Genomic DNA, 24,627 nt, shown 5'->3' with positions numbered 1-24,627 from the left:
CGTGCGCTACTCCGCCGTCTCGAACGGTTCGTCCGACAAGACCAGCAGCGCCTGCGCCATCGCTGCGATGTCCTCGCGCATGACCAGGCGCTGCAGCCAGGCTTCGGGAATGCCCTGCACGCCGTAGAACGCGCCGGCGACCTGTCCGCAGATCGCCGCCGTGGTGTCGGCGTCCTCGCCGAGGTTGGCCGCGCGCAGGATCGCGGCCTCGAACGAGTCGGTATGCAGGAAGCACCACAACGCGGCTTCCAGCGACTCGACGCTGTAGCCGCTGCCGCGGATTTCGTCCTCGTGCTTGCCGGCATAGCCGCGCGCGTGGATCGCCGCGACTTTCTCGCTTTGCGGCGGCGGCATCGCCGGCGTCAGCACGGCTTCCTTGCCGGCGCCCATCAGCGCCGCGCGCACTTGGCTGGCGAACAGGCGCGAGCAATCCAGCGCCTCGGCCGCGCCGTGGGTGGTGCGGGTGGATTCGGCGGCGTAGCGGCGCAGGCGCTCGGGATCGCGCCGCCACAGCATCGGCACCGGCGCCAGCCGCATCAGCGCGCCGTTGCCGGCCGCGCGCGGGCCGGGATCGCCGGCGTAGGGATCGCCGCTGCGCAGGTAACGGTCCAACGCCGCGCTCACCGTCGCGCCGATGTCGAAACACTCGCCGTTGCTGCTGAGATAACCGTGCGCGCGCCAGTTGCAATAGCGGTTCATCTGGTCGCGCGGATCGAAGCCGCGGCAATGCAGCAGGCTCGCGCCCAGGCACAGCGCCATCGAGGTGTCGTCGGTCCATTCGCCCGCGCGCAGGCCGAACGGGCCGCCGCCGGTCATGTCGGTCAGCGGCGCGAAATCGCCGCGCACCTTGAATTCCACGGTGGTGCCGACCGCGTCGCCGCAGGCCAGGCCGAGCAGGCAGCCGAGGTAGCGTTCGCTCAGTTCGGGTCGCGCGGCGACGGCGTTCATGCGTCGGCCGACTCGAGGTTTTGATAGCACTCCGGCACGAAGCGCGGGGTGCAGATCGCCAGGAACATCAGGTCGTCGTCGCCGAGGTTGGCGATGCGCTGCGCGGCGCCGGCGGGAATGAAGACGGTGTCGCCCGGGCCGACTTCGGCCGGCGCGAGGCCCTCGACTTCGATGCGGCCGCGACCGGTGTGGATCAGATAGCGCTCGGCGGTGCCGCGCAGGCGGTGCAGTTGCGTGGTCGTGCCCGGCGCGACCCGGATGCGGGCGATCGAGGCCTGCGCATCGTCGGGCGAGTTCCAGTGTTCGACCACGTGGCAGCGTTCGCTGAGGTAGAACTCGGTCGGTTCGTCGCGGCGGACGATGCGCGGCTCGGTCATGGTTCGCGTTCGGTCGGGGCGGGAGCGCCGAGTCTAGCGCTGCCGGGCGGCAGCCAGTCCGACGGCGATCCGGCACCCGCCGCGCCGCGCCAGCCGGCATTGCGCGACGACCGCTGCGATCGCCGCCAACCACCCGACCCAGGCCCCGCCGAATCCATGCCGGCGCCGCTCCGCTCGCCCTGTCGCAGGGCATCGCGGCTAATATCGCGCCGGCGCCGGCGCGCGCCTAGGCGGCGTCCGCGCGGGCGCGGATCAGACGCCGACGCCGTGCGGCTGGACCACGCCGGTGGCGATGCCCACGACCACCAGCGCGATCAGCGCGATGGAAAAACCGATGCGCCGGGTCAGCGCGTTGACGGTGCGTTTGCTGGTGCCCTTGTCGACCAGCATGTAGTACAGGCCGGCGCCGAGGTTGTAGACGATCACGGCGAGAAACGCGGCGACGAACAGCAGTTTCATGGTGCGACCTTGCCCGGATGGGCGATGGGGGAACGGAAGAGTCAGGCGGCGACGCGGCGTGCGCGCAGCCAGCGCCAGCGCGCGAGCAGCGCCGCGGTCATCACCGCCAGGAACAGGCCGTAGGCGACCGAGGTCGCGAGCACCTGCTTCCAGATGGCGCCGGCGTGCGGATCGGCGTTGTACATGCCCCAGTGCATGCCCCAGAACGCCGCCAGCGTGGCCAGGACCAGGCTGGCGCTGTCGAAGACGGTGCGCGCGGCCGAGCGCGGCTGGCGCGGGTAGGCCCAGAACAGCCAGGCCAGGATCGAGAACCAGGGGATGAACAGGATCAACGCCAGGTTGAGTTCGATTTGCGGGTTCATGTCGTTGGACGCTTGCGCAGCCTTTGCTGCGGGGTCCATTGTTCGTCTATCGGCTCAGATTGCGTAGACTCAGATTCGGAGCAAAAAACCGGATCAGTCGCACAAAAGCTGGAGAACGGGACCGGGGACCGGGGACTCGGGACCCGGACGGCAAGCCTGGTCAACGCCCCGCTTTTCGGGTCCCCGGTCCCGGGTCCCCGGTCCCGAGCCCCCCGACATGACCCGCTACCAATCCCTCGCCGACGACATCGCCCGCTCGATCCGGCAAGGGCTGCTGCGGCCCGGGCAGCGGCTGCCGTCGGTGCGCCAAGCGAGCGCGGCGCGCAAGCTCAGTCCGGCCACGGTGTTCCAGGCCTATTACCTGCTCGAGGCGCAGGGACTGGTGCGGTCGCGGCCGCGTTCGGGCTACTACGTCGCGCCGGCCGCGCAACGGCTGCCGCCGGAACCGGACACGGCCTCGGCGCCGCGCGGCGAGTCGCGGCCGGTCGATGTCAGCGCGCTGGTGTTCGACGTGCTGGAGTCGGCGATGGCGCGCGAGATCGTGCCGCTGGGCTCGGCCTTCATGAGTCCGGCGCTGTTCCCGCTGGCCAGGCTCGGCCGGGCGATGGCGCACGAGGCGGTGCACCTGGACCCGCGCAGCACCGTCGACGACCTCACCCCGGGCAACGCCGAACTGCGCCGCCACATCGCCCTGCGCTACCGGGTCGAAGGCGTCGAGCTCGGCGCGGGCGACCTGGTGGTCTGCAACGGCGCGATCGAAGCGCTGAACCTGTGCATCGCCGCGACCACCCGCCCCGGCGACGCGGTGCTGGTCGAATCGCCGTGTTTCTACGCCGCGCTGCAGACCCTGGAACGCCATGGCTTGCGCGCGGTGGAAGTGCCGACCCATCCGCGCGAGGGCATCGAGCTCGGCGCGCTCGAAGCGGCGATCCGCCGCCACGCGCCCAAGGCCTGTTGGGCGATGACCCGCTTCCAGAATCCGCTCGGCGCCAGCCTGCCCGAAGCCAAGACCCGCGAGTTGGTGCAACTGCTCGCGCGCTACGACCTGCCGCTGATCGAGGACGACGTCTACGGCGAGCTGCACTTCGGCGCGCGCGCGGCGCCGCCGGCCAAGGCCTTCGACACGCGCGGGCTGGTGCTGCACTGCTCCTCGTTCTCCAAGACCCTGGCGCCGGGCTACCGCATCGGCTGGGCCGCGCCGGGGCGCTACACCCAGCGGGTCGCGCGGCTCAAACTCACCAACACCCTGGCGACCTGCGTGCCGGCGCAGCTGGCGATCGCGCGCTACCTGCAGCGCGGCGGCTACGAGCGCCACCTGCGCGGGCTGCGCAAGACCCTGGCGCAACAGCAGGCCGCATACCTGGACGCGGTGGCGCGGCACTTCCCCGCCGGCACCCGCGTCACCCGGCCCGACGGCGGCTATTTCCTCTGGATCGAACTGCCGCCGGGCCGCGACGCGCTGGCCTTGCAGCGGCAGGCCGCGCAACGCGGCATCAGCATCGCGCCGGGACCGATGTTCTCGGCCGAACGCGGTTACGGCCGCTGCCTGCGGCTCAACTACGGCCACCCGCTCGATGCGCGGATCGAGGATGCGTTGGCGACCTTGGGCGCGCTTTCGGCGGCGCCACCGGCGTGAGCCGCTCGCGCACCGCCGCGCTGGCCCCGTGCCAGGCCTCGGCCTGGCGCTTGCGGCTGAGGTTGCCGAGCGCGCGCCGGTACGACCAGTCCACCAGTTCGCGCAGGTAGTCGGCCGGCATCTGGCGTACATCGACCACGGTGACCCAGTGGTGCCGGCCCATGAAACGCGCCGGCTTGATCCCGGGGATGCCGGTCAGTTCGAGGAAGCGTTCGGCGTCGGCCCGGAAGCTGAAACGCCAGCGTTCGGGTTCGCTGGTCTTGAAGTAGGCGAAGAACTTTCCGCCGACGCTGTAGACCAGGATGTTCGATGGCGCGGCGTGGAGTTTTTCCTCGACGCCCGGATAGCTGCGGCAGACTTTCTTGAGAGCGTGGGTGTCCATCGGATTCGCGCGTGAGGACCGTCGCCAAGCATGCGCGGGTTTCGCCGCGGCGCAAAGATCGCGACGAACCCCGCCGCTTACATATGCGCCGTTACCGCCGGCGGCCGCTCCCAATCCTCGTCGCGCCCGTTGAGGTAGGCCACCGGCACCGCCGCCAGCCATTGCGGGGCGACGTCGAGGCAGGCAAGGCTCAACGACACGTAGTCGCCGCCGAGTTCCTCGACGTGGTTCTGGGCGAACACGTGCACGCCGCAGTGCCGGCAGAACCGGTGCCGCGCCACGCCGCGGCCGAAGCGATAGTCGGCCAAGGCGTCCTCGCCTTCGAGCAGTTCGAACGCCGACGGCGCCAGGATCGCGGCCCAACGCCGTATGCGCGCGCACAGCGAACAGTTGCAACGCACGCTGCCCTGGGCGGGATCGACTTGCGCGCGGAAGCGAACCGCGCCGCAGTGGCAACCGCCGTGGAAGGTGCCGCTGTATGGGGTGTGCTCGCTCATGCCGGACTCCGAGGGAAGGGCGACAAGCATGGCCGGCGCCTGCGGGCGGGTTCGGTCCTGGATTCGCCCGCCGCCGCGCACGGGCGATGCGGACGATCCTTCGGCAGTGCAGCGCAAACGCCGCCGCGCGCCAAGCGCACGATCGTCCGGATCGGGAGCGGTGTCGCAATGCGCCGGACCTGCGCCGCCATCCATCGGCTGAAGCCGGCCGGCGCGGCGGCGGCGCGCAACGCGGTTGCTAAGCTCGGCGCGCCCGATCCCGGGCATCCAAGGAGTGGGAACATGGCCCGAAAGACGCAACTGGCAGCGCTGTGCACCTTCGCGTTCGGACTGAGCTTCGCCGCTGCCGCGTTCGCCGGCCAGGACTACGACCTGGCCTGCGTCTCCAACTGCCAGCAGATCGAGATCGAGCGGTGCCAGGCGGCGGGCGGCGGCGACGAATGCCGGCTGATCAACATCGACCACTGCTATTACCAGTGCCCGCTGATCTATCCGTGATCGGATCTGGATCGAAGGCTTCGGATCGTCCTGGGCGCCTTGTCGGTCGCGACAAGGCGCTTTTCCGTTTCGGCGCCGGTAGCGCTCGCGCGTTTTCGCGGGGCGGCGGGGTTCGTCGTCGTCGCGGGTTCGCGGTCGCGGCTTGCGCCGCTGCTACAGGCAGGCCATGCGGGTGCGGCGCGGTTTACATGTGCGAGGTCATCGCCGGCACTTCGAACCAGTTGTTGTGCAGGCCGTCCATGAACCGCACCGGCGCGGCGGCGAGGACGGCGTGGTCCACGTCCAGGCAGGCCACGTTGATCGCGTAGTACTTGCCGCCCAGCACTTCCAGTTCGCCTTCGCCGAAGGCGTGGATGCCGCACTGCTTGCAGAAGCGGTGGTGGCCGCTGAAGGTGCCGAACTGGTAGTCGCCCATCTGCGCCACGTCGCCTTCGAGCAGGCGGAACGCGTCGGGCTTCACGATCGCGCCCCACTTGCGCAGCTTGCCGCAGATCGAGCAATTGCAGCGCGAGGTGCCGGCGTCCAGGTCGAGGTCGACTTCGTAACGGATCGCACCGCAGTGGCAGCTGGCCTGGTAGGTCTGGACGGTCATGGCGGTGGCTCCGGTTCGGGTGGTGGCGGGGCGGTTGCCCGGTTCGCAGCCAGAGTACCCCGCTTTGAGGACAGGATATGTCCTCAATGGGTTTTACACTGGGCCCATGCTCAAGACCTCGACCCGCCTGCTGCGACTGCTGTCGCTGCTGCAATCGCGCCGCCACTGGACCGGGGCGGAGCTGTGCGAACGCCTGGAGGTGGACGCGCGCACGGTGCGCCGCGACGTCGACCGGCTGCGCGAACTGGGCTATCCGGTGCAGGCCTCGGCCGGGGTCGGCGGCGGCTACCGGCTCGCCGCCGGCGCCAGCCTGCCGCCGCTGCTGCTCGACGACGACGAGGCGGTGGCGATGGTGGTGGCGCTGCGCAGCGCCGCCAGCAGCGTGGCGCGGATCGAGGACACCGCGGTCGGCCTGCTCGGCAAGCTCGACCAGCTGCTGCCGGCGCGGCTGCGGCGCCGGGTCGGCGCGCTGTACTCGGTGACCCTGAGCCTGGGCCAGAATCAGGAAAGTCCCGATGTCGACACCCTGACCGAACTGGCCGGCGCCTGCCGCGACCATCGCCTGCTGGAACTGGACTACAACGACCGCGGCGGCCGCGCCAGCCAACGCACCATCGAACCGCTGCGCCTGGTCAACAGCGGCCGGCGCTGGTACCTGCTGGCCTGGGACCGCAGCCGCGACGACTGGCGGCTGTTCCGCGCCGACCGCATCCGCGGCCTGCGCTGCGGCGGCGGCTTCGTGCCGCGCAAGTTCCCCGAGGACGTGGCCGCCTACGTGCAGCGCTCGATCAGCCAGGTGATGACCGGCGAAGGCCTGCGCGTGCGCCTGCGCGGCAGCGCCGAGGCCCTCGCCCCGACCTTGCCGCCGTGGTGCGGCGTGCTCGAGCACATCGACGAGGGCAACAGCCTGCTGCACGTGCGCGGCGACAGCGCCGAGGAAATCCTGGCGCTGCTGGCGCTGACCGGGGTCGAGTTCGAGTTGATCGACGGCGCCGAGCGGGTGGCGCAGCTGCGCGAGGTGGCGCAGCGGCTGTTGCGCGGACTCGACGCGCAGGCCGGCTGAGGCCGCGGCTGCCCGAGCGCGCGGGAGGCCGGGCCCGCAGGCCCGGCCAGGACGCGGCCTCAATCGCCGGCGCAATCGGCCAGATAGGTCGCGTGCAACTCGTCGTAGGCGGCTTCGCCCGGCGGCAGCGGCGCGTATTGCAGGTACTGCGGCACCAGCCACGCGCGCGCGTTCGCATCGGCGGCGTACATCTGGGCGAAGAAGCACGACGGCGAACGGTCGTCGAACCGCAGCAATCCATAGCCGTGGACGTTGTCGACGGGCTCCGCGCTCATGCGGTTTCCGCGCGCGCCGGCCACCGCCTTGAGAGTGCGTTCGGTCGCGTCGGCCAGGGCCAGGCGCCGGTCCAGTTGCACCTGAGCCAGGGCCTGGCGTTGCGACGGCGTCGCGTCCGGGCGCATGACGCCGGTCAGGCTGGTTTCCGCCAGCGCCGCGTGCCAACCCAGTGTCGCCGCCGGCCGCTGCGCCGCCTTGCGCGCTTCGATCATGGCCACTTGCCGGTGATGCTGCAGCGCCAGCGCCGCCAGTCCGGCCGCGTGCGGCGCGGCGGCGGAGGTGCCGTCCATGTAGCCGCCGCGCGTGGCGACCATGGTGTAGCTGGTCAGGTCGGGCTTGGGCGCGGACGACGGCGCCACGGGCAGGACGCCGCCCGGACCGAGCACCGGTCCGCGCGAGCTGTAGCTGGCGTCGATGAAATCGATCATCGACGTCGCTCCCACCGTCAACACTTGCGGCGAGTCGGCCGGCGAGTCCAGCGATCGCGCCATGACCCCATGCTCCAGTTCGTGCACCGTACTGAGGAACAGGCGCAGGAAATGCCCGGCCGACGGCGTCTTGCGCACGATCCGCACGCCGAAGATGCCGGCGCCGGAAACGCTTCCGGGGGGCGCATTCGCCACCACCGCGTCGCAGCGCCGGGTGTGGTCGGCCGCCGACGCGGCGTAGGACAGGCGTTCGGTCGGCAGCGCGCCCGGCCTGCCGTCCTGCGGGGCGTCGGCTTGCGCCACCACCGTCCAACCCGCCGGCTGCGCGACGATGCGCTCGCCGTCGCGTCGATCGTTCCTGCCATCGGTCCAGCGCACCAGCTGCAGACGGTAATCGCTGGCGGCGTTGCTCCAGCGCGTTGGCCAATCGCTCCAGGTCAGGCTCAGTTGGAATAGATGCAGGGCGCCGAGCTCCGGGTCGGCATAGAACGGAACGCAGTTGGCGAGTTCCGCGTCGTCATCGCTGCGCAGCAGCGGACTCAGGCGCAGCACATTGACCTCTACCGGCGCCGCGCCGCCGTCGTCCGGGTCGAAGTCCTGCGCCACCGGAGCGGCCGCGCCCGCGGTGGCCTGCCCGTCCCAATAGGAATGAGCGGAATTGCCCGCCGCGACGATCATCACCACGCCGTTGGCGCGCGCCGCGTCGATGGCCTGGTACAGGCCCTGCGCCTCGCCGGCGCCCCCGGTGCCGTCGCCGGGCGCGCTGCCGATCTCGCCCAACGAGGTGTTGATCACTTGCGCGCGCGGCGGCCCGAGGCGCTGGTTGTTCGCATCCAGATTGGCCGCGTCCTGGATCGCGCGGGTCCAGTTGATCAACGAGAACGGCGCGTCTTCGTCGTTCAGGTCGCCGACGTCGTACAAGCGGTACTTCGCGCCCGGCGCGAAGTCGTAGACGATCTCGGTCACCGAATTGCCGTGCGAGGACTCGGCATGGCCGAAGATGCGCCCGTTGGCCGGAATTTCCACCGTATCCGCCGCCGCCGGCCATTCTCCGGCCTCGCGCAACGAGGCCGCCCGCGACCGGCCGAAACTGTCGATCACCGCGACGGTCAGGCCGGCGCCGTCGAGCCGGCGGCGCACCGCTTCGGGAATGCGCTCGGCCTCGCCGAACCCGCGCAGGAGTTCGGCGCCGCTCGCCGCGACGCCTGCGCTGACGGTGGCGGCGTTGGCCTGCGGCGCCAACCGGATCGCGGCCACCGCGTCCAGGCCGGCCAGCCATTCCAACCGCGCCAACGGCACCGCCGCCAGCAGCGCCGGCGAGCCCGGGACGGCGTATGCGCGCAAGCCTGCGGCGTCGAGGCGCCGCTGCAGCGCCGCGCTCGCGCGGGCGAGCGCGACCGGCTCGACGACGGCGTCGTACCGCAACGCCAAGTCGATGCCGACCATGACGTTCTCGCCGTCGCGATGCGACGGCGGCAGCCCGACCCGGTCGAGCGCGGCGATCTGCAGCGCGGCGTCGGCGGCGCGCGCGCCCGAGCCGCGACGGCGCTGCTCGAACCATTGCAACGCGTGCAGCAGTTGCCCGCGACCGAGCTTGGCCTGGGCCGCGTTGCGCGGTTCGGGCGCGGCTTCGCCCGGGAACACGGCCGCGCGGGAGAACCCGTGCGCAAGCGCGTGGTGCGCGGGCGACGGTCGGGCATGGACCGACGGCGAAGACGGCGACGCGTCGGCATGCGGCGATGGCGCCGATAAGGGCGATAGCGGCGAAGCAAGCCACAAAGCGCACGCGCACGCCGCGGCCAGCGCGCACAGGCGCGCAGTAGGGAGAGGTTTCATCGATAAGTATCCGGCAGGGGCGACGCCGCGCACCGCGGACGCCGTCGGAACGATGCCGGCCGCGAGATGGCCGGCCCTGGAGTGCGAACCCATCGGCAGCGACCGATTGCCGACGAGTTCAAGGATTAAAACGCGAACGACATCGCATTTCCCCACTGATACTCGTCTGATTCATCGCGACAATCGCCCTCGAGCGGCGCAATGCGCCGCGACGACGCAACCGCGAAAACGCCGACACTGGCGGTCGCGGCATCGGCATCGGGGCCGTCGCGCAAACGCCGACGGCGCCCGTCGCCGGGCGCCGTCGTCATTCGCAACCTTCGCCTCTCAGCCCAGATCGTGCAGCAGGTTGTCCGCCGCCTGCAGCGCCAGCGCGGCGATGGTCAGGGTCGGGTTAGCGGTCGCGGTGGTCGGGAACACGCCGCTGCCGACCATGTACAGATTGTCGTGGTCCCAGGATTGTTGGCGCGCGTTGAGCACCGAATCGCTGGGGCTGCTGCCCATGCGGTAGGTGCCGATGATGTGGCCGGCGCCGTAGAAGATGAAGTTCTGCCCCTGGTAGCGGAAGGTCGTGGCCGAGGCCTTGGGCCCGCTGAGCTGCGCGTTCTGCGGTTCGCGGGTGTACTCGGTCGCGCCCAGCGCCTTGAAGATCTGCGTCGATGCCTGCTTGGCCGAAACGAAGGCGTTGCGCACGTAGTCCTCGCGGATGCGGTAGGTCACCTGCGGCCGCGGCAGGCCGAGGTGGTCCTTGTACTGGCTCGACAAGGTCACCCGGTTGTCGGGATCGGGCACCTGCTCGATCAGGTAGCCCAGGCGCAATTGCCGGATGTAGACGTTGTTGAGCGTCGTCGCCAGCTTGGAACCGAACAGCTGGCTGTACGCCGGCAAAGTCGGGTCGAACCGCAGCGCGGTTCCCTGCGCGTTGACCGAGTCGCCGTTGAGCTGGCTGTTGTTCTGCCCGAACACGAAATCCGCGAGCGTGGTGTTGGGATCGTTGGCCGCCCAGTTCCAGCCCTCGTTGCCGATCTCGATGCGGTAGGCCGCGCGCTGGCTGCGGAACGCGCCGTCGCGCGCGGCCTCGATGCCGGACGTCGCCAGCGGCCCGCGATAGGCATACACCGGTTTCTTGGCCAGGCCCCAGGCCAGGTACATCACGTGGTCCATGAGGTTGCGCCCGACCTGGTCGGAGCTGTTGGCCACGCCGTTGGGATAACCGGGGTTGCCTTTGGACATCAGCAACAGCTTGGGCGTCTCGATCGCGTGCGCGGCCAGCACGTAGCGCTTGCCCACCGCGGTGCCGCCGCCGGTCGACGGCCCGGTCTGGGTGTCGTAGCTGAGGTAATCGATGCCGCTGACCTGGTTGCCCTTCAGGCGGATGTTGCTGGCCACGCTCTGGTACTGGATCTGCACGTTGCCGGTCTGCAACGCCTGGGCCAGGGTCACGGTGCCGTCGTATTTGGCCTGGATCGGGCAGATCGGGATGCAGTTGGTGTTGCCGGCGCACTGGCGGCGCTTGCCCGGACGCGAGTTGCGCCCCTGCGGCGTCGGCGTCACGAACAGCGGGATGCCGTCGATCTTCAGCGCGGTCACGTTCTGCTGGTACAGCGCGTCGTTGGTCGAAGGCACGATGCCCGGCATCGGGAAATCGTAGTCCGGCCCGTACACGCCGTTGGGCTGCACGTTGAAGGTCTTGTACAGGTCGACCATCGGATCGCGGTCGCTGGACACGCCGATCACTTCGGTCGCGGCGCGATAGTACGGCAGCAGCTGGGTGTAGAAGTTCGCGCCTCCGGGCCAGTCCACGCCCTGGCCGTACTTGGTCTTGAGCTGGAAATCGTTGGGCAGGTGCATCAGCGAGGTACCCAGCCAATGCCAGGTGGTTCCGCCCGCGACGCGTTCGTAGGAACTGCCGAAGGCGAAGGTCATCTGCGGGTCGCTGGCCGAGGTCGCCGCCTGCGGCCCGTAGACGAAATAGCACTGCTTCGGGTCCTGCCAGGCATTGATCTGCAGCACCGTGTAGCGCGGCGTGTTGAGCGTGGCCGGGTCGGGCTGGCCGAGCGGGTTGTCGGTACCGCTCGCGCCCTGGGTGGTCGGCGGGTACGGCGACTCCGGGGTCTTGGCGTCGGCGGTGAAGAAGGTCTGCATGTAGTCCTCGCGGCTCTTGGGCACCGGCGGCCCGCCTTCGAGGATCAGCACTTTCTTGCCGGCCTTGCCGAGCTGGTAGGCGATGATCGAGCCGGAGATGCCCGAGCCCACGATCACCACGTCGAAGCCGCCGGGAGGGGTGACGATGCTCATACCGGATTCTCCAGATAGGCCGACAGCGGCGGCGGGTCTGCGGCCCAGTAACCGTAGTTGTAGGTCGAGCTGCCCATCGGATGCGATTGCATCACCCGCCACACCAGGCCCTGGGTGTAGCTCTCGGCGGAGATCACACTGCTGAAGGTCTGCCCGCGCGAGGGGCTGTTGTCGTACTGCACGGTCGGCCAGGCGCCGGCGTACCACAGGAAGATCAGTTGCCGCATCGCCAATATCTGCGCGGGCGAGGTGCCGCTGCCGGCGAGCATCTGGCCGACGAGTTGCTCCTCGTTGCCCGGCTTGCCGCCGGCCGCATCGAACAGCGCCTTGTAGCGCTGCAGGATCTGCTCGGCCATGCCGCCGGGCAGTTTCTCGTCGAACGCCTGCAGGTAGACGGCCTTGATTCCGACCGGATCGATTTCCGGCGCGATCGCCTCGCTGGCGAAGCCGGTCAGGCCGACGCTCATGCTGACGAAGTAATCCATGTAGTCGAACACCATGTCGCTGTCCCCTTATTGCGCGCGCTGCAGCAGGTAGGTGAAATCCGAAGGCAGTTGGTTGTTCATGGTCGCGTTGTTGTGGCAGGCCATGCAGCTCGACGAGGCCTGCGGCACCCGGCCCTGGATGTAGGTTTCCAAGGTGGCGTTGGCGAGGAAGCTCGGCGCGGGATTGCCGGTCGGGTCGATCGGGTTGTTGGCCTTGGTCGGCCACTGCGTGCTGATCAGCTCGTAGTTGGCCCAGACCGTGCCCGGATAGTTCTTCTGCAACAGCGCCTGGTAGGTCGCGTTGAGCCGCTTGGTCGAGTCGGTCAGCGGAATCTCGCGCATGACCTGGGTCGGCACGGTGTGCGGGTTGTTGGGATTCCACGGCCGCGGCGGCGGCTGGTTGACCTGGCAGGTCGTGCAGTTCTTGTCGAAGAAGTTGTAGCGCGGCTTGTCGATCGGCTCGCCCTGGGTGGGCACGTTGTCCACGTGCTCGAAGGTCGACCACACCCACTGCGGCGCGCTCTGGGTCTTGTGCGCGATGTGCAGGCCGACCAGGCCCATCGTCTGCAGCTTGCACGCCGCCTGCACGCCCTCGTTCTCGTCGGGATTGGTGTAGACCAGCGCCTTGGCGGTGTGGAAGCGGGCGGCGTTGTCGTTGGCGCCGAGCACCTTCCACGCCGACTTGATCATGATCGCGCCGACCTTGGGCGAGCCCTTGGGCAGGGCGAAGTTCGCGGGCTTGCCGAACTTCTTCTGCCCGGCCGTGCTGTACAGGCCGTTGGCGACGATGTTGTCGAACATGTCGCGGTTGGTCAGGATCGCGAAGCGCACGTACTGGCCGTTCTGGTCGATCAACGGGCCGGTCTCGAACGGCTCGCCGCTTTCGTCGAGCACGTTGGGGGTCTTGCCGACCTGGGTCAGGCGCAAGGTCGCATCGCCCAGGCCCTTGCACACCGCCGGCGGCGGGGTGTCCTGGCCCCACGGCGGTGGAGTCGCGCCGCCGGGCAGGAAGATCTCGCGGCTTTCCTTCCAGTTCTCCCACACCGTCGGCACGTCCGGGCCGATGGTCGCGCCGGTGTTCGGATTGCCGTCGGGCCCGGCCGGCCAGTTCACCGCGACGAAGGACTGCCACGACAGCAGGTCGAAATCGTCCTGCAGGTCCTGCAGGTCGGGGTTGGCCTGCGGCACGCTGACGTCCTGCGGAATGGTCGGGCTCAGCGGCGGCGGCGGCGGCCCGTCGTTCCACCGCTGTTGCGCAGTGGCCTGGGCGGCGGCTTCGGGCTTGACGTTGCCGTCGCCGCAGGCGGCCAGCGCGAGCGTCAGCGCCGCCGCCAGCAGCGGCAGCGCCGGCGCGCGCGCGCCGGCGGCGAAGGTATGGAAGGTCTGCGGCATGTCCTGGTCCCCTGGCTCCTCGATGAGCGAAGCGGAGGCTTCCGCTTCGCGGCGAGACGGCCCGGGCCAGTGCGCGCGGCCGCGCGCGCTGCGCGGTCGTGGCGACGTCGGCTGGCTGGCATAGCGCGGGCTGCTTCGCGTCGGGAACGCACGCTAGCCGCGCGCGCCGGACGAAAGTGCGATGCGCCAAGCAAAAGCCGCGCGCGGCGCGCAAGCGCGAACTCGTCCGGCGCGTTTGTCCTCGGCGTGGACGCGATTGCGTATGAACCTGTGGGGCGATGCGGCCCGCGCCTCGGCGGCGGCGGCGCCGATGTGAGCATGAGTGAGCGCTGTTGCGTCGCAGCGCGGATTTGCGCGGACAGGCGCGGATCGACGCGGCGCGAGCGCGCTCGCCGCAGCGTCGGCGATGCCCGTCCGGACCAGGCGGGAGCGCGCGAGGTTCGCGACGCCGACTCGCGGATTCGGCGTGGCCGCTCATGCGCGGCCCGACGCCACCTCCACGCCGAACGAAAAAAGCGCCGGACCGAAGTCCGGCGCCCCGGGTGCGACCCGCGCCGCATGCGCACGATGCGGGCCGCCGACCCTACGGCGCGGCCCCGGCACGGGTCCGCGCCGCTGCGGTGCTCAGCGCGCGACGGCCGCCGCCGCTGCCGCCGCGCAGGCCACGCTGTTCTCCTGCGCCAGCGTGTCGTAGCTCTTCTGGCCCTGCGCCTGCACCGGCAGCAAGGCGCGGTAGCGGGCGTCGTAGGTCGACGCCAGCAGGCAGGCCGCCGACTGGGCGTGGAACTTGAGCCGGCCGTTGCCGAAGCTGCTGTCGAAGCCGGCCGCGCCGAGGTCGTTGCCGCCGGTGGCGGCGACCCTGACCAGCGAGTCGTAGGTCAGGTCGGCGAGGTCGACGCGGCGCTGGCGCAGTTCGGTCTCGCGCTGCGCCTTCTGCGCCGCGGTGGCGTTGGCCGGCAACGCCGCGGGCACGGTCGCGTCGGTGAGCTGGCGCTGGTGCTGCAGGCCGAGCAAGGCCAGCGCCGCGGCGTGCGGCGCCGCCGCCGAGGTGCCGTTGAAGCCGGCGCTGGACTCGGTGCTGACCACCGCGAAGCTGGCCAGGTCGGGCTTGGCGTTGCCCGCGGCCTGTCCGGCCGGACGCGCGCCGCCGGCGGCGAGCACCGGGCCGCGCGAGCTGTAGGCCTCCAGCGCCGAAGTCGCGGCGTTGATCGCCGCCACCGTGATCGCGCTGGCCGAATCCGACGGCGGCAACAGCGAGCGTTCGTTGGAGCGGAACTCCGGATCGATCGCCTTGCTGCCCATGATGCGCAGGAAGTTGGCCGCGCCGGCGGTCTTGCGCAGGATGCGCACGCCGAAGATGCCGCCGCGGATGTTCGGCGCGCCCGCGAACGCGTTGTTGCACAGCGCGGTCGAGTCGGCCTGCGGCGGCTTGTAGTTGACCAGTTCGATCGGGCGCTGGCCGGCGCCGCCGTTCTGCGCGGCGTCCGACGAGGCCACCTGCACCCAACCGGCCGGCGTCGGGTTGATCCAGGTCCAGGTCGACCAATCGAACACGCGCTGGGTCACCGCGTCGCGCCAGCGCACCAGCTCCAGTCGGTAGTCGGCGTCGGTGGCGTTGGTCGCGCTCTGCCAGTCGTTCCAACCCATGGCGGCGAACAGCGACCAGGTTGACGCGCTCGGTTCGCTTAACCCCACCGGCGTGCACTGCGCCTGCGCCGCGGGCTGGCCCAGCACGCCGGCGGTCGGCAGCAACACCATCACGTTGGACGGCCGGGCGGTGCCGTCGGGATTGAGGTTGGCGGCGCCGAAGTTCTGATAGACGTTGGCGCCGGCGCCGGCGGTGCTGTCGCCGTCCCAGTAATGCTGGCCGTGGTTGCCGGCGGCGTTGAGCACGATCGCGCCGTTGGCCGCGGCGGCGGCGATGGCGTCGTACAGCCCCTTGAACTCGCTGTTGCTGGTGCTGCCGTCGCCCGGCGAGAACGGATAGTTGAAGCCCAGCGAGGCGGTGATCACCTGCGCGCGCGGCTCGCCCTGCGGCACGTTCTGGGCGTTGAGGTTGGCCGCGTTCTGCACGCCCGACACCCAGGCCGCGTCGCTGCCGGAGACGTCGTAGGCGCGGAAGCTGGCGTTCGGCGCGATGTCGTAGACGATCTCGGTCACCGCGTTGCCGTGCGACTCGCCCGTGTAGCCGAACGCGCCGGCCGGGCTGGCGATCTTGGTCAGGCGCGCCGCCGCCGGCCAGTTGTCGCCGGCCTGCAGCGCCGCGACCTGGCCGTTGTTGTCGCCGAACTGGTCCATGATCGCGATGGTCAGGCCATCGCCGCGCAGTTCGCGGCGCAGCGCCTGCGCGACCACCGCCGAGTTGCCGAACGCGCGCAGCGTATCGAGCGCGCTGGCGTTCGCGCCTTCGGTGTAGGCGACCGGCTCGGCGATCGCCTTCAGGCCCACCGTCGCGACCTCGCTCAGGCCCGCGACCCATTCCAGCTTGTCCAGCGGCACCAGCGCTTCCAGCGCGGGCGAGCCGTTGATCGCGGCGGCCTGCACGCCCTGGGCGAGCAAGGTGTCGCGCAGCGCGTGGCTGGCGCGTTCGAGCAGGCTGGGGTTCTGCAGTTCGTCGAAGCTCAGCGCCAGGCCGACGCTGACCTTGACCTTCTCGCCCTCGCGCCAGCGCCCGGGGATGCCGGCGCGCTCCAGCGCGGCGATCTGCGCCGCCGCGGTCGCGGCGCTGCGCGCGGCGCTGCCCGAGGCGGGACCGCCCGCGCCCGCACCGGCGCTGCGCGCGGCCGGACTGGCGGCGAAGGACTGCACCGCTTCGAGCAACTGGCCGCCGCCGAGCTTGGCCTGCGCGGGGTTGCGCGGCGTCGGCGCGGCATAGGCGACCGGACGCAGGCTGGCGGCCGCGGACGGCGGCGCCGCGGCCAACGCGCGGCTCGAATCGCCCGCCACCGGCGCCTGCGACGAGGCCTGCGGCGCGGGCGCCTGGCGCGACCACACCAGCACCGAGGCGCAGGCCGCGGCCAGGCCGAGCACGGCGAACTTGTTCGGAGAAAGCTTCTTCATGGACCGTTCCCGAGTTCGATGGGACGAACGCCCGCGCCTTGCATCCGCGCGCAGCCGTCCGCCTCGCAGCGTCCGGCCTCAGGGCCGCGCGCCTGCGAAAGAAAGGATGTAGGTGGAGTTCGAGCGCCTGAAACTTCGGCTTTCCGTGGCTTTGTTGCGCGCTCCCTTAGTCAAACGCGCGTCATGCGAAATCCCCCCACTCACGGGTGGAACTTCGCTAAGAACGAATCGCCATGAAATCGGCACTGGGGGGATCGCGCGGCGGTGCGTTGCAAGCACAGCGCTCGCCGCGTGCGCCGCGGCCATGCCGCGCGCGAAGAAACCCAGGCGACGCCGACCGCGCGGCGGACGAAACGGTTTCGCCGGAAACGATCGCGCCGGCCTCGGCGCGGCGTCACCCTCAGCCCAGCGGCAAGCCGCGCGCCAGGCTCACTTCCGCGCGCGGCGGCGCGCCGAACAGGCGCTTGTATTCGCGCGAGAACTGCGACGGGCTCTCATAGCCGACGCGGTGCGCCGCGGCCACCGCCTCCATGCCGTCGATCATCATCAGCCGGCGCGCCTCGTGCAGGCGCAGATGCTTTTGGAACTGCAACGGCGACATCGTGGTCACCGCCTTGAACTGATGGTGCAGCGACGAAGTGCTCATGTGCAGTTCGTCGGCGAGGTCTTCGATGCACAGCGGCAGCAGGTAACGCTGGCGCAGCATCGTCACCGCCTTGGCGATGCGGTGCGAGCGGCTGTCGTTGAGCGCCAGCGCGCGCAGGCGATGGCCGAGGTCGCCCATCAGCACGCGGTAGAAGATCTCGCGCAACGCCATCGGCGCCAGCACCGGCAGGTCTTGCGGCGTATCGAGCAGGCGCATCAACCGCAGCACCGCGTCCATCAGCGTCGCGTTGACCCGCGCCGCGTACAGGCCCAGGTCCATGCCGACGCCGTCGCGCGCCTCGCGCGAGCGCTCGCCCGGCGGCGATTGGCCGGCATCGACGATCAGGCGCGCGATCTCGGCCGGATCGATGTCGATGCGCAGGCACAGGTAAGGCTTGTCCGGCGTCGCCTCGACCACCTGCCCGATCATCGGCAAGGTCACCGACACCACCAGGTAGTTGAGCGGGTCGTAGTGATAGACGCGATCGGACAGCGTCACCACCTTGCGTCCCTGCGCGACCACGCACAGCCGCGGTTCGTACACCGACGGCGAGCACTCGGTCGGCCGGTCCATCCGGATCAGGTGCAGCTGGCGCACGTCGGTGCCGTGGACGCCGTCGCCGGCGACCGTCAATCGGGCAATCCGGTCGACCAACTCGGCCTGCTGGGCGCAATGCCCGCGCTGTGCGATGGTATCGGCGGAAGTGCTGGCGCTCATGGCTTCCCGTGGGCGGTCGGGGTGACACGATTATCGGTATGAATCTGTCCTGAGACTGTGCCGCTTCGGCCGAATTGCAGGATCGTGCAAGGATGCGGCAGTAATGTACTAACGCGTCCGCGCTTTCGGGCCTACCTTAATCGCGCTCCCCCAGCGGTTCGAGCTGCGCCCTGCGCAGGCGGTCCGGTGGGCGGCGGCCCGGTGTCCCGTCGCGCGCGACGGCGGCGGCCGCGGCCCGCGCGCCGGCCCGGAGCCGCCGGCGGGCCGGCGCGCGAGCGCCGCCGATCCGCCCAGCCAGCGAGGCACGCCAGCCCCCACGCGTTCGATCCGCCGCCGCCCGCCGACATCGCCGGCGCGGCGCGCCTGACGAATTTGTCAGCGCGGCGACAGCCTCGCGTATGTACGCGCCGCCTACAGTTGCGACGTCGGCACGCGCCGAAGCCGCGGCTGCCGGCCACGCATCCGCCGCAGCGTTGCGGCACGCATACGAATCATTCCACGCGGTACGGCTGCGCGACGGCCGCGCTGCGTGGAGACTTCGCACCACTCATCCAGCCGTCGGAAACTGACACGATGTGGATAGTCCAATACGCCCTGAGCCGCCGCTACACCATCGGCGTCCTGGCGATCCTGATCCTGCTGTTCGGCGTGCTGTCGGCGCGCAAGATGCCGACCGACATCCTGCCGGAAGTCGGCATCCCATCGGTCAACCTGGTGTGGACCTATAGCGGCCTGCCGGCCGCCGACGTCGCCGCCAAGATGACCTCGTTCTCCGAGGCGGCGATCCTCAACACCGTCGACGACCTGAAGGAAGTCCGCTCGGAGACGCTCAACGGCGCCAGCATCGTGCGTATCGACTTCCAGCCCACGGTCAGCCTCGACCGCGCGCTGGTGCAGATCACCTCGGTCTCGCAGACGATCCTGCGGCGCATGCCGCCGGGCACCTCGCCGCCGCTGGTGGTGCGCAACAACGTCTCCTCCACGCCGGTGCTGCAACTGGTGCTGTCGTCGGATTCGCTGACCGAGGCCCAGCTCTACGACTACGCGCGCCTGCAGCTGCGCTCGCAGATTCAGACCATCCCCGGCATCCGCATGACCCTGCCGTACGGCGGCGCGCCGCGGCAGATCATGGTCGACCTGGATCCCTCGCGGCTGCAGACCTACGGCCTGACTCCGGCCGACGTGACCGCGGCGCTGGAGCGCGGCAGCCCGACCCTGCCGTCGGGTTCGATCCGCGAAGGCGCGCGCGAGATGCAGATCTCGATCGACACCAGCCCGGCCACCGCCAGCGAGTTCCTCGACATCCCGGTGGCCTCGCGCGCCGGCACCGTGATCTACGTGCGCGACATCGCCTCGGTCCGCGACGGCGGCGCGCTGCAGACCAATGTGGCGCGCATGGACGGCTCCAGCGCGGTGTCGGTGGCGCTGATCAAGCTCGGCGGCGCCTCGGCGGTCGAGATCGTGCGCGCGGTGCGCGAGCGCCTGCCCGAAATCGAAGCATCGGCGCCGCCGGGCACGCGCATCCACGCGATCTTCGACCAGTCGGTGTTCGTCGACAACGCGATCGGCTCGATCGAGCACGAAGCGGTGCTGGTCGGCCTGCTGGTGGCGCTGGTGGTGCTGGTGTTCATCGGCTCGTGGCGCTCCAGCCTGATCGTGCTGTCGGCGATCCCGCTGGCGCTGCTGGCGTCCGTCGCGATGCTGCATCTGCTCGGCTACACCTTCAACGTGATGACCCTCGGCGGCTTGGCGCTGGCGATCGGCATCCTGGTCGACAACGCGGTGGTCGACGTCGAGAACACCAACCGCAACATCGCGCTCGGCAAGGACGTGCGCACCGCGATCATCGACAGCGCCAAGGAAGTGGTGTTCCCGGAAATGGTCTCGACCATCTCCATCTGCATCGTGCTCACCCCGATCCTGCTGATGACCGGCCTGTCGGCCTGGGTGTTCACTCCGCTGGCGCTGGCGGTGATCTTCGCCATGCTGGCCTCGTTCCTGCTCTCGCGCACGCTGATCCCGGTGCTGTGCTACCTGCTGCTGCCGGCCGACATCCGCAGCCGCGCCAACCCGCGCTGGGCGCCGGAAAAGCTGCTGCTCAACGTCAACCACAAGGTCGAACATCGCCTCGACTCGCTGCGCGACAAGCACCACGCGCTGCTGGTCAAGCTCGGCCACCACGGCGGCGTGCTGGCCGTGGCCGCGCTGCTGGTGTTCGCGCTCGGCGCCGGCGCGGCGATGTCGCTGGGCCGCGAATACTTCCCGCAGGTCGACGCCGGCCAGCTGCGCCTGCAGGTGCGGCTGCCGACCGGCACCCGCCTGGAGGAGACCGCGGCCAAGCTCAGCGAGATCCAGCGCGAGATACGCGCGATCATCCCGCCGAACGAACTGCAGACGGTGTACGAGCAGATCGGCGTGCCCGACGCGATCAACCTGTCGCTGGTCGACAGCACCGTGGTCGGTTCGTTCGAAGCCGAGATCATGCTGCAGCTGCGCTCGCCGCACGCCAACAGCCACGACTACCTGGTCAAGATCCGCAAGCGCATCGCCGAGCGTTTCCCCGAGGTCAAGCTGTTCGAGCGTCCGCCGGACGCGACCAGCCGCACCCTTGCCGGCTCCGCCGCGGCCGCGTTCGAAGTGCGCCTGATCGGCCGCGACGTGCCCGGCAACATGGCGCTGGCGCGCGAGATCGAGAAGCGCCTGCACCAGGTGCCCGGCGCGGTCGACATCTCGCTGCGCCAGGTGCTCGACCTGCCCGAGTATCAGGTCAAGATCGACCGCACCCGCGCCGCCCAGCTCGGCCTGGACCCGCAGCAGGCCGCGCGCGCGGTGCTGGCGGTGCTCGGCTCGGCCGGCACGGTCTCGCCGGTGTACTGGACCGACACCGTCAACGCCATCGCGTACACCGTGCAGGTGCAGGCGCCGCTGACCCAGATGCAGGACATCGACCAGCTGATGAATTCGCCGCTGCGCATCGGCGCCAACGGCGAAGCGGTGTTGCTGCGCAACATCGCCACGGTGGTGCCGCGCAAGGTCCCGGCCAGCATCGCCCGCACCACGCTGGCGCCGACCATCAGCGTCATCGCCAATGTCGAAGGCACCGACCTGGGCTCGGTCTACGACAAGCTCAGCGCGATCACCAAGGAGTTGAACGGCCAGCTCAAGCCCGGCAACCGTATCGAAATCGTCGGCCAGGCCGGCGAGATGCAGAACGCCTACGGCGAACTGGCCGCGGGCCTGGTGATGTCCGCGATCCTGGTATTCCTGGTACTCGTGGTGAACTTCCAGTCGTGGATCCAGCCGGCGGTGGCCATGTCCGGCCTGCCGATCGCCATCGCCGGCGCCGCCATCGGCCTGTTCGTGACCGGCACGCCGCTGAGCGTGCCGGCGCTGATGGGCGTGATGATGGTGATCGGCGTGTCGACCGCGAATTCGGTGCTGGTGACCAGCTTCGCGCGCGGACTGATCGCCGACGGCCACGATCCGGAACTGGCCGCGTACGAATCGGCCGCGGTGCGCTTGCGCCCGGTGCTGATGACCGCCAGCGCGATGATCCTGGGCATCGTCCCGATGGCGATCGGCCTGGGCGACGGCGGCGAGCAGAACGCGCCGCTGGGCCGCGCGGTGATCGGCGGCCTGCTGTTCGGCACCCCGGCCACGCTGATCCTGGTGCCCTCGATCCTCGCCGTCGTCGGCCGCCGCCGCAAGCCGGCCGGCGACGAAGACGCCGCCGCCACGAACCTCCCCGCCGCCGCCCCGGGCGCCGGCGCCCCCGCTGGAGTCAACGCATGAACCGCCCCCTCCGTACCCTCGCTCCCCTGCCGCGCGCCGCGCTGAGCGCCGCGGTCGCCGGCCTCGTGCTGTTCGCCGCCACCGGCTGCGGCCGCAGCGAAGCAGAGACCGCGCAGGCGCCGGCCACGCCCGAAGTGCTCACGGTCAAGGCCAAGGCCGCCGAGCCGGTCTACGACCTGAGCCTGCCGGCGCGCGCCCAGGCCGGCGAATCGGCGGCGCTGTACGCGCGCGCGACCGGCTTCGTCAGCGAACGCAAGGCCGAGCTCGGCGACAAGGTCGGCGCCGGCCAGGTGCTGGCGACGATCTCCGCGCCGGAAATCGACCAGGCCGTGCGCGAGGCGCGCGCGGTGCTCGCCCAGGCCAACGCCGACGAAGAACTGGCCAAGGTCAACTACCAGCGCGCGCAGCAGTTGATCGGCTCGGGCGCGGTGTCGAAGGAGTACTTCAGCGACCGCAAGGGCAACTTCGATGTCGCCGTGGCCGCGCGCAACGCCGCCCAGGCGCGGCTGACCTCGGCGCTGGAGCGGCAGTCCTTCACCGCGGTGCGCGCGCCGTTCGCCGGCGTGGTGGTGGCGCGCAACATCGAGCGCGGCGACCGCGTGGTCGGCGATTCGGCCACCGCCACCGTGCCGATGTTCGAAGTCGCCGTGCTCGACCCGCTGCGCGTGGTCGTGGACGTGCCGCAGAACGTGTCGCTGCAGATCAGCAACGGCCTCCAGGCCGAAGTGAGCTTCCCCGAACTGCCCGGCCAGGTGTTCCAGGCCGAAGTCGCGCGCAGCGCCCGCGCGCTGTCGCGCGACGCCGGCGTGATGCGCACCGAACTGCGCCTGCCCAACCCCGACGGCCGCATCCCCGCGGGCATGGTCGGCAGCGCCCGCCTGCACCTGCCGCGCGCGGCGACGGCGGTGGTGTTGCCGGTCTCGACCGTCGTGCAGCGCGCCGCCGGCACCCAGGTGGCGACGGTGACGCCGGGTTCGACGCTGACGTATCGCGACGTGACCGTGGGCCGCAACCTCGGCAACGAGATCGAAGTGCTGACCGGCATCGCCCCGGGCGACACCGTGGTGCTGGCGCCGAATGCGTTGTTGGCCGAGGGCAACAAGGTCAGCGCGAAGGCGCTGCCGCCGCCTGCGGCCAAGAAGTCCTGAAGCAGCCCTGATCCGGCTCCCTGCTTTCGCAGGAACGAGTCCTTCGGACCACCTTCTCCCGCGAGCGTGGGAAGGGACAACGGTCAGCGGTCAGCGGTCCGGGCGACGGCCCGTTTCGAAGCCGCCGACGCGACTGCGGCGCCGCTACTGCGGCATGCGGAGCCGCGGTTCTTCGGCGATCGCACGCATCGCCCGGCCGTCAGGGCCGTCAGGGCCGGCAGCGCGCACGTAGCGCGGAGCAGCACCACCGGCACGCACCCCTTTGGTTGCTTGCGGCGGCGGATAGAACGCCGCCACCCGTGCCTTGTTCTCGGTCAGCACGCGCGCGTTGTCGTGCGTGTCCACGGAACCTGCAGCCTCGCCCTGATGCTGCCGCAGCGGCGACGACCAGAAGTTCTGCCGTGGGCAGCGCTGCGGCGGACAATCGGTCGCCATCAACGTGCTCCAGCCCGCGACGCCCTCCGCCGGCAGGCGCTGGAATCCGTGACCGTAGGCGAACACCGGCGGATCGAGCGCCGCGCCGGGCTGATGGTCGGCGCCGAGCAGATGGCCCACTTCATGAGCGAAGGTGTGCGACGGCAAACAGCCGCGTTTGAACACGAATAAAGCGGTGTCCTTGCTCGCTCCCACCTGCTGCGCTTGTCCGCAGATGGCATCGTTTCCAGCGCCGACCGCCATCGCGAGCAGATCGGCATTTTCGCCATCGCGAGCCGCATGCGGTAGCCACAGCGTGCCGTCGGGCCCCTCGACCAGGGCGGCCAAAGCTGCAGGTATGTCGCTGCCGTTACCACTCTCGGCGTAGCCTGCGCTGTCAGCCCACGCCGCCAACTCCAGGCGCAACGCGATGTTGCTGGCCGTAAAGCTTTCGTTAGCGACATCAATCGACTCTTTGACATCTGCGAACATCGTCTCCAGCGGATCGCCGTTCAATGCAGCCGCGGTATAGCCAACCGCCACGCGGACCGTTTCCATTTGCATCGATTCCGATACCGCAGACGGCTTCAACGAAGAGGGTTGCGGGCGCTTTACCGGCCTGGAGCGATCTCCGACATCGTCTTTTTCACTGTGTAGCCGCGAAAGATCCTGTCGGATCAGCGCATGGATTCCATGCGACAACGGGCGTATCAAATAAACGATATCGCCGATGTATATAGAACCCCGGATCCCGCCCCCCTCCAACCTGTACAGCCTCACGTCGCGCAGAGTGCCGGGATCCCACTGCGGCGGATCGCCAGGTAACGCAGCGCGCCCCCGCCAAAGATCGGGCCTGGGACCGAAGCTTTCCGGAAGAGCTTGTTTGCGCACAACCACCTTGCGGTCGTGCAGATCGATTTCGAACTTCGCCAGTTCCAGCACCCGCGGATCGATACGCACCAAAGTCACCCAGTCGATCGAACGGTCCTCGCGCTGACGCTGGACATAGGCGAGGTCGCGGGCCGACAGGCGCTGCTCGGCCACCGGCATCCGCACCAGATTGGAAGATACGTCTTCGACGGCGAATGCGGACGAGACAGGCGCGGCCAACAGCCCAGCCAATACATACGGCCATGCATTGATGATGATGCGCATATGGTTTTTCCTCGTACGATGGGCTAGGCGCGAAGCGACGATCCTGTATCGCAGACAACCTAGTCGTTCGAAGAAGGTCGCAATGCGGAACTGCTCGCAAAACTGCAGATCGGCAGCGAGGAAAGAATTAGCCGCTTAGTTTCTTCTTACTTTCTGCGCCTGGTGG

20 protein-coding genes are annotated in these 24,627 nt (G+C 70.0%); 5 read left to right on the top strand and 15 right to left on the bottom strand.

Features of this window, described 5'->3' with window-relative positions:
• Positions 1-6 precede the first annotated feature (6 nt).
• The 4 genes from RDV84_RS09200 to RDV84_RS09185 all read right to left on the bottom strand — a co-directional run bounded on the left by RDV84_RS09200 (position 7) and on the right by RDV84_RS09185 (position 2,146).
• Positions 7-948, bottom strand: coding sequence for an ADP-ribosylglycohydrolase family protein (locus RDV84_RS09200; RefSeq protein ID WP_309153155.1), 942 nt, complete (start codon positions 946-948; stop codon positions 7-9).
• Positions 945-1,325 carry a cupin domain-containing protein gene (locus tag RDV84_RS09195; RefSeq protein ID WP_309153154.1) on the bottom strand — a complete coding sequence of 127 codons (381 nt, stop codon included), beginning with the start codon at positions 1,323-1,325 and terminating at the stop codon, positions 945-947. Before RDV84_RS09195 ends, RDV84_RS09200 begins: the two co-directional genes overlap by 4 nt.
• Positions 1,326-1,577: 252 nt before the next feature.
• Positions 1,578-1,784 carry a twin transmembrane helix small protein gene (locus tag RDV84_RS09190; protein WP_057949338.1) on the bottom strand — a complete coding sequence of 69 codons (207 nt, stop codon included), beginning with the start codon at positions 1,782-1,784 and terminating at the stop codon, positions 1,578-1,580.
• 41 nt (positions 1,785-1,825) lie between these two features.
• Positions 1,826-2,146 (bottom strand): hypothetical protein, encoded by a 321-nt coding sequence (locus RDV84_RS09185; protein WP_057949339.1) that lies wholly within the window; start codon positions 2,144-2,146, stop codon positions 1,826-1,828.
• 217 nt (positions 2,147-2,363) lie between these two features.
• Here RDV84_RS09185 and RDV84_RS09180 point away from each other — a divergent pair, with 217 nt between their 5' ends.
• The gene (locus RDV84_RS09180; protein WP_309153153.1) at positions 2,364-3,782 is read left to right on the top strand and encodes an aminotransferase-like domain-containing protein; all 1,419 of its coding nucleotides are present in this window, start codon (positions 2,364-2,366) and stop codon (positions 3,780-3,782) included.
• On the opposite strand, the gene RDV84_RS09175 is transcribed toward RDV84_RS09180, so the two are convergent.
• Both RDV84_RS09175 and RDV84_RS09170 read right to left on the bottom strand, forming a co-directional pair.
• Entirely contained in the window at positions 3,700-4,164 is a 465-nt protein-coding gene (locus tag RDV84_RS09175; protein WP_309153152.1) for an MmcQ/YjbR family DNA-binding protein, read from the bottom strand. The genes RDV84_RS09180 and RDV84_RS09175 overlap by 83 nt on opposite strands.
• Before the next feature lie 77 nt (positions 4,165-4,241).
• Positions 4,242-4,661 carry a GFA family protein gene (locus RDV84_RS09170; protein ID WP_309153151.1) on the bottom strand — a complete coding sequence of 140 codons (420 nt, stop codon included), beginning with the start codon at positions 4,659-4,661 and terminating at the stop codon, positions 4,242-4,244.
• A 282-nt stretch (positions 4,662-4,943) separates the two neighbouring features.
• Here RDV84_RS09170 and RDV84_RS09165 point away from each other — a divergent pair, with 282 nt between their 5' ends.
• Positions 4,944-5,159: a hypothetical protein gene (locus RDV84_RS09165; protein WP_057949342.1), complete on the top strand. Its 216-nt coding sequence runs from the start codon at positions 4,944-4,946 to the stop codon at positions 5,157-5,159.
• Positions 5,160-5,343: 184 nt separating this feature from the next.
• On the opposite strand, the gene RDV84_RS09160 is transcribed toward RDV84_RS09165, so the two are convergent.
• A complete protein-coding gene (locus tag RDV84_RS09160) occupies positions 5,344-5,751 on the bottom strand; it encodes a GFA family protein (RefSeq protein WP_078996925.1) in 408 nt (135 codons plus the stop codon).
• A gap of 106 nt (positions 5,752-5,857) precedes the next feature.
• On the opposite strand from RDV84_RS09160, the gene RDV84_RS09155 reads away from it, so the two are divergent.
• Entirely contained in the window at positions 5,858-6,814 is a 957-nt protein-coding gene (locus RDV84_RS09155) for a helix-turn-helix transcriptional regulator (RefSeq protein ID WP_057949344.1), read from the top strand.
• Positions 6,815-6,873: 59 nt separating this feature from the next.
• On the opposite strand, the gene RDV84_RS09150 is transcribed toward RDV84_RS09155, so the two are convergent.
• The 7 genes from RDV84_RS09150 to RDV84_RS09120 all read right to left on the bottom strand — a co-directional run bounded on the left by RDV84_RS09150 (position 6,874) and on the right by RDV84_RS09120 (position 17,952).
• Positions 6,874-9,447, bottom strand: a complete 2,574-nt coding sequence (locus tag RDV84_RS09150; protein ID WP_309153150.1) for a S8 family serine peptidase — start codon at positions 9,445-9,447, stop codon at positions 6,874-6,876.
• Positions 9,448-9,479: 32 nt separating this feature from the next.
• Entirely contained in the window at positions 9,480-9,665 is a 186-nt protein-coding gene (locus RDV84_RS09145) for a hypothetical protein (RefSeq protein WP_138885396.1), read from the bottom strand.
• A 16-nt stretch (positions 9,666-9,681) separates the two neighbouring features.
• Positions 9,682-11,652, bottom strand: a complete 1,971-nt coding sequence (locus RDV84_RS09140) for a GMC family oxidoreductase (RefSeq protein ID WP_309153149.1) — start codon at positions 11,650-11,652, stop codon at positions 9,682-9,684.
• Positions 11,649-12,152, bottom strand: coding sequence for a hypothetical protein (locus RDV84_RS09135; RefSeq protein WP_078996927.1), 504 nt, complete (start codon positions 12,150-12,152; stop codon positions 11,649-11,651). The genes RDV84_RS09140 and RDV84_RS09135 overlap by 4 nt, the downstream gene beginning before the upstream one ends.
• A gap of 12 nt (positions 12,153-12,164) precedes the next feature.
• Positions 12,165-13,529, bottom strand: a complete 1,365-nt coding sequence (locus RDV84_RS09130) for a hypothetical protein (protein ID WP_231783896.1) — start codon at positions 13,527-13,529, stop codon at positions 12,165-12,167.
• Between the two features lie 624 nt (positions 13,530-14,153).
• Entirely contained in the window at positions 14,154-16,589 is a 2,436-nt protein-coding gene (locus RDV84_RS09125) for a S8 family serine peptidase (protein WP_309153148.1), read from the bottom strand.
• 400 nt (positions 16,590-16,989) lie between these two features.
• Positions 16,990-17,952, bottom strand: a complete 963-nt coding sequence (locus RDV84_RS09120; RefSeq protein ID WP_250448877.1) for an AraC family transcriptional regulator — start codon at positions 17,950-17,952, stop codon at positions 16,990-16,992.
• A gap of 573 nt (positions 17,953-18,525) precedes the next feature.
• Between RDV84_RS09120 and RDV84_RS09115 the strand changes: the two genes are divergently transcribed.
• Entirely contained in the window at positions 18,526-21,744 is a 3,219-nt protein-coding gene (locus tag RDV84_RS09115; RefSeq protein ID WP_057949350.1) for an efflux RND transporter permease subunit, read from the top strand.
• Positions 21,741-22,892 carry an efflux RND transporter periplasmic adaptor subunit gene (locus tag RDV84_RS09110; RefSeq protein ID WP_309153147.1) on the top strand — a complete coding sequence of 384 codons (1,152 nt, stop codon included), beginning with the start codon at positions 21,741-21,743 and terminating at the stop codon, positions 22,890-22,892. Before RDV84_RS09115 ends, RDV84_RS09110 begins: the two co-directional genes overlap by 4 nt.
• A gap of 144 nt (positions 22,893-23,036) precedes the next feature.
• Here RDV84_RS09110 and RDV84_RS09105 read toward each other — a convergent pair whose 3' ends face one another.
• Positions 23,037-24,461: a zinc-dependent metalloprotease family protein gene (locus RDV84_RS09105; protein WP_309153146.1), complete on the bottom strand. Its 1,425-nt coding sequence runs from the start codon at positions 24,459-24,461 to the stop codon at positions 23,037-23,039.
• Between the last annotated feature and the right edge of the window lie 166 nt (positions 24,462-24,627).

Origin of the sequence: Lysobacter yananisis, from assembly GCF_031199375.1 — a bacterium.
In the GTDB taxonomy this organism is placed as follows: Bacteria; Pseudomonadota; Gammaproteobacteria; order Xanthomonadales; family Xanthomonadaceae; genus Lysobacter; species Lysobacter yananisis.
Note: the sequence above shows the minus strand (reverse complement) of the source record. Positions and strands in the feature narration are given on the sequence as shown.

What these genes read in the sequence shown, in the direction of transcription:
- RDV84_RS09145 (WP_138885396.1), bottom strand. Translation starts at nt 9,665, where the DNA reads ATGACGACGGCGCCCGGCGACGGGCGCCGTCGGCGTTTGCGCGACGGC.
- RDV84_RS09170 (WP_309153151.1), bottom strand. Translation starts at nt 4,661, where the DNA reads ATGAGCGAGCACACCCCATACAGCGGCACCTTCCACGGCGGTTGCCAC.
- RDV84_RS09190 (WP_057949338.1), bottom strand. Translation starts at nt 1,784, where the DNA reads ATGAAACTGCTGTTCGTCGCCGCGTTTCTCGCCGTGATCGTCTACAAC.
- RDV84_RS09180 (WP_309153153.1), top strand. Translation starts at nt 2,364, where the DNA reads ATGACCCGCTACCAATCCCTCGCCGACGACATCGCCCGCTCGATCCGG.
- RDV84_RS09185 (WP_057949339.1), bottom strand. Translation starts at nt 2,146, where the DNA reads ATGAACCCGCAAATCGAACTCAACCTGGCGTTGATCCTGTTCATCCCC.
- RDV84_RS09160 (WP_078996925.1), bottom strand. Translation starts at nt 5,751, where the DNA reads ATGACCGTCCAGACCTACCAGGCCAGCTGCCACTGCGGTGCGATCCGT.
- RDV84_RS09130 (WP_231783896.1), bottom strand. Translation starts at nt 13,529, where the DNA reads ATGCCGCAGACCTTCCATACCTTCGCCGCCGGCGCGCGCGCGCCGGCG.
- RDV84_RS09135 (WP_078996927.1), bottom strand. Translation starts at nt 12,152, where the DNA reads ATGGTGTTCGACTACATGGATTACTTCGTCAGCATGAGCGTCGGCCTG.
- RDV84_RS09140 (WP_309153149.1), bottom strand. Translation starts at nt 11,652, where the DNA reads ATGAGCATCGTCACCCCTCCCGGCGGCTTCGACGTGGTGATCGTGGGC.
- RDV84_RS09120 (WP_250448877.1), bottom strand. Translation starts at nt 17,952, where the DNA reads ATGAGCGCCAGCACTTCCGCCGATACCATCGCACAGCGCGGGCATTGC.
- RDV84_RS09165 (WP_057949342.1), top strand. Translation starts at nt 4,944, where the DNA reads ATGGCCCGAAAGACGCAACTGGCAGCGCTGTGCACCTTCGCGTTCGGA.
- RDV84_RS09105 (WP_309153146.1), bottom strand. Translation starts at nt 24,461, where the DNA reads ATGCGCATCATCATCAATGCATGGCCGTATGTATTGGCTGGGCTGTTG.
- RDV84_RS09195 (WP_309153154.1), bottom strand. Translation starts at nt 1,325, where the DNA reads ATGACCGAGCCGCGCATCGTCCGCCGCGACGAACCGACCGAGTTCTAC.
- RDV84_RS09200 (WP_309153155.1), bottom strand. Translation starts at nt 948, where the DNA reads ATGAACGCCGTCGCCGCGCGACCCGAACTGAGCGAACGCTACCTCGGC.
- RDV84_RS09125 (WP_309153148.1), bottom strand. Translation starts at nt 16,589, where the DNA reads ATGAAGAAGCTTTCTCCGAACAAGTTCGCCGTGCTCGGCCTGGCCGCG.
- RDV84_RS09155 (WP_057949344.1), top strand. Translation starts at nt 5,858, where the DNA reads ATGCTCAAGACCTCGACCCGCCTGCTGCGACTGCTGTCGCTGCTGCAA.
- RDV84_RS09110 (WP_309153147.1), top strand. Translation starts at nt 21,741, where the DNA reads ATGAACCGCCCCCTCCGTACCCTCGCTCCCCTGCCGCGCGCCGCGCTG.
- RDV84_RS09115 (WP_057949350.1), top strand. Translation starts at nt 18,526, where the DNA reads ATGTGGATAGTCCAATACGCCCTGAGCCGCCGCTACACCATCGGCGTC.
- RDV84_RS09175 (WP_309153152.1), bottom strand. Translation starts at nt 4,164, where the DNA reads ATGGACACCCACGCTCTCAAGAAAGTCTGCCGCAGCTATCCGGGCGTC.
- RDV84_RS09150 (WP_309153150.1), bottom strand. Translation starts at nt 9,447, where the DNA reads ATGGGTTCGCACTCCAGGGCCGGCCATCTCGCGGCCGGCATCGTTCCG.